Here is a 2319-nt window from a genome sequence, read left to right on the forward strand (position 1 = left end):
GAATATATAAAAGAATACACCTAAATTGTATTCAAAATATTCTTTGATTTATTTGCGTACTATTGACAAAAATACTATCTTTGTGGTATAATTAATAAGTAAGAATATGAGAGCAGTAATATACGCACGAGTTAGCAGCATTAATGATAGGCAGTCAACAGACCGCCAAGTTGTAGACCTTCAAAAATATGCGGAACAGAATAATTATGAAGTAGCTCAAGTTTTTGAAGAACATATCAGCGGAGCAAAGCGGAATGAAGACCGTCTCATTTTATGTGAGTGTTTAGAATATTGTATCTCTAACAAAATAGATATTCTTCTTATCAGTGAATTAAGCCGTTTAGGTCGTAATGTTGATGAAGTCTTAGCTAATGTGAAGCGTTGTAAGGATAACACCCTTAATATCTACTTTCAAAAAGAAAACCTTTCGATTTTTCAAACGGATGGTACTAAGAACCCTTTTCTTAATATTTTTATTTCGGTATTAGGCACATGTGCTGAAATGGAAAGAGATAATATCAAGTTTCGTCTGAACAGTGGACGGCAACAATATATTGCCAAAGGTGGGCGGCTTGGACGGAAAATGGGTAGCGTAAAAAGTGCGGACAAAAAGAAAGAAGAGTATAAAGATGTATTAAAAGCATTGCGACAAGGGTTGTCTGTGCGCCAAGTGGCAAAACTTACCGATACGTCAGCCTCAACCGTTCAGCGTTTGAAAAAAGAATTTAAGTTGTAGGTTAATGAAACAAGAGGGCTGCAAACCCTCTTGTTTTTGTTTTTAACTGCATTAATTCCCGAAATCATACATTAGGGTTGTAGTGCCATTAAATTTGTAAATATCGCCTTTATATACCATTTCAAGTTGTTCAAATTTGATGGTTATTTCACTTTTTTCTTTGTTGGTATTCATTACGGTTGCTTTGCCGCTTTGGTATGAATAACTTTCCCAATAAGAGGCTTCGGGAGGGGATAATGTGAGTTGCATTTTTGACACATCATCTCCCTTTTTAAGGTCTGCGGCACTTTGAAAAGAGAACATATAATATTCAAGGTCATTAGTGCCATTTTTTACATTGTCAACTGTAAGTGTGAACTCTCCGCTACCATTACTCCAAGACCCCTCTAAGCCTATCATTGTAGATACGGTTCTCATTACACCATTAATTTCAATGGTGTTGCCATTTGTTTCATTGTTTTCATCGTCATCACTACACGACATAAGAGTAAATGATAATGTGGCTAATAGTATAACAGAAAAAAAATTTATATACTTCTTCATAGCTTATTTAATATGGATTTATATTGTTCTTTTATTTGATTTTAATAACACGGAAATCATTCTTGCTGTCAATGATTGCACCATTTGCGCCAAGTTTGCGAGCCTTACGTGCAGCTTTCCATAAGAGATATTTTTCAAGTCTTGGACGTTCGGGTCTTACTAATGGCAAAATCCACGGAGTGTATGCCCCAAATGCAACTACTTCAAAATCTTTTCCTACTTCATTTTCATTCATGTACACTTTTACATTTTCGTAGGTGTCTTTTTTCTTCTTATCAGTCTTGAACAAAGTTTTACCAAGAAATGTAGTGTGATTGATTTTTTTCTCGTAATTCGCTTTCAATTTGTCAGTACTCATATAATTCACCGTACTGCAAGATGAAAGAGCAATACACCCAATAAGTGCAAAGCCAATTACATGTTTCTTCATATAAAATAAGATTTTGTGTGTTCGGCAGCCCCAACCGAACGGTTAATATAAAAAGAAAGAGCGCAGGCACTGTTAGTATATCGGTATCAAGCATCGCCAAACGCTCCTATCACAATACACAACAATAGCCCACGCTCCATATAGGTGCGTGAGCATTTAGTGTATCCTTGTGATAGTTTGAAATTGGCGATTTCGATACCAAGGATTACTAAACGCTCTTACGTTATCTTAAAATGTCGGTACAAAGATACGAATAAAAGCTTTATTCATTTTATTATTGTTAGAAAAAAGTTCTACCTTTGCAGCATATTTTACCGTAATTCCTTACCGTAAAAGATATAACTCATTAAAAATCAGAACAACTTTTGACACTGGCAGTGTCGAGGTGATGAGTTCGAGTCTCATACGCTCCACTTAGACCACTGATTCACAATGAGTCAGTGGTTTTCTTTTTGTTAAGGATTACGGGAGTTTTACGGGTCACCCGTAAATCATGTTCGGGTCAGTCCGAAAACCCTGTGGGTATGTTAAATCTACACTGTTAGTTTGCATAATCTAAAAATAAAGAATGGTATATCTCCGACTCCCCTAAACTGTGCTCTGAACGCTT

Annotated in this window: 3 protein-coding genes and 1 pseudogene; 1 reads left to right on the forward strand and 3 read right to left on the reverse strand. The window is 35.9% G+C overall.

Going from position 1 to position 2319, the window contains the following annotated elements; translation table 11 throughout:
* The first annotated feature begins 106 nt into the window (after window positions 1-106).
* Window positions 107-736 carry a recombinase family protein gene (locus tag HU824_RS11485; RefSeq protein WP_176468914.1) on the forward strand — a complete coding sequence of 210 codons (630 nt, stop codon included), beginning with the start codon at window positions 107-109 and terminating at the stop codon, window positions 734-736.
* Between the two features lie 51 nt (window positions 737-787).
* Here HU824_RS11485 and HU824_RS11490 read toward each other — a convergent pair whose 3' ends face one another.
* The 3 genes and pseudogenes from HU824_RS11490 to HU824_RS19765 form a co-directional block, all read right to left on the reverse strand.
* A complete protein-coding gene (locus HU824_RS11490) occupies window positions 788-1279 on the reverse strand; it encodes a hypothetical protein (RefSeq protein ID WP_176468915.1) in 492 nt (163 codons plus the stop codon).
* A gap of 31 nt (window positions 1280-1310) precedes the next feature.
* A complete protein-coding gene (locus tag HU824_RS11495; RefSeq protein WP_176468916.1) occupies window positions 1311-1709 on the reverse strand; it encodes a hypothetical protein in 399 nt (132 codons plus the stop codon).
* A gap of 533 nt (window positions 1710-2242) precedes the next feature.
* Window positions 2243-2319 (reverse strand): annotated as a pseudogene (locus HU824_RS19765) (transposase); the annotation flags it as partial.

This window comes from Bacteroides sp. L10-4, from assembly GCF_013373675.1.
In the GTDB taxonomy this organism is placed as follows: Bacteria; Bacteroidota; Bacteroidia; order Bacteroidales; family Bacteroidaceae; genus Bacteroides; species Bacteroides muris.

Coding starts and splice junctions, on each gene's coding strand:
- HU824_RS11485 (WP_176468914.1), top strand. CDS start 107: ATGAGAGCAGTAATATACGCACGAGTTAGCAGCATTAATGATAGGCAG.
- HU824_RS11490 (WP_176468915.1), bottom strand. CDS start 1,279: ATGAAGAAGTATATAAATTTTTTTTCTGTTATACTATTAGCCACATTA.
- HU824_RS11495 (WP_176468916.1), bottom strand. CDS start 1,709: ATGAAGAAACATGTAATTGGCTTTGCACTTATTGGGTGTATTGCTCTT.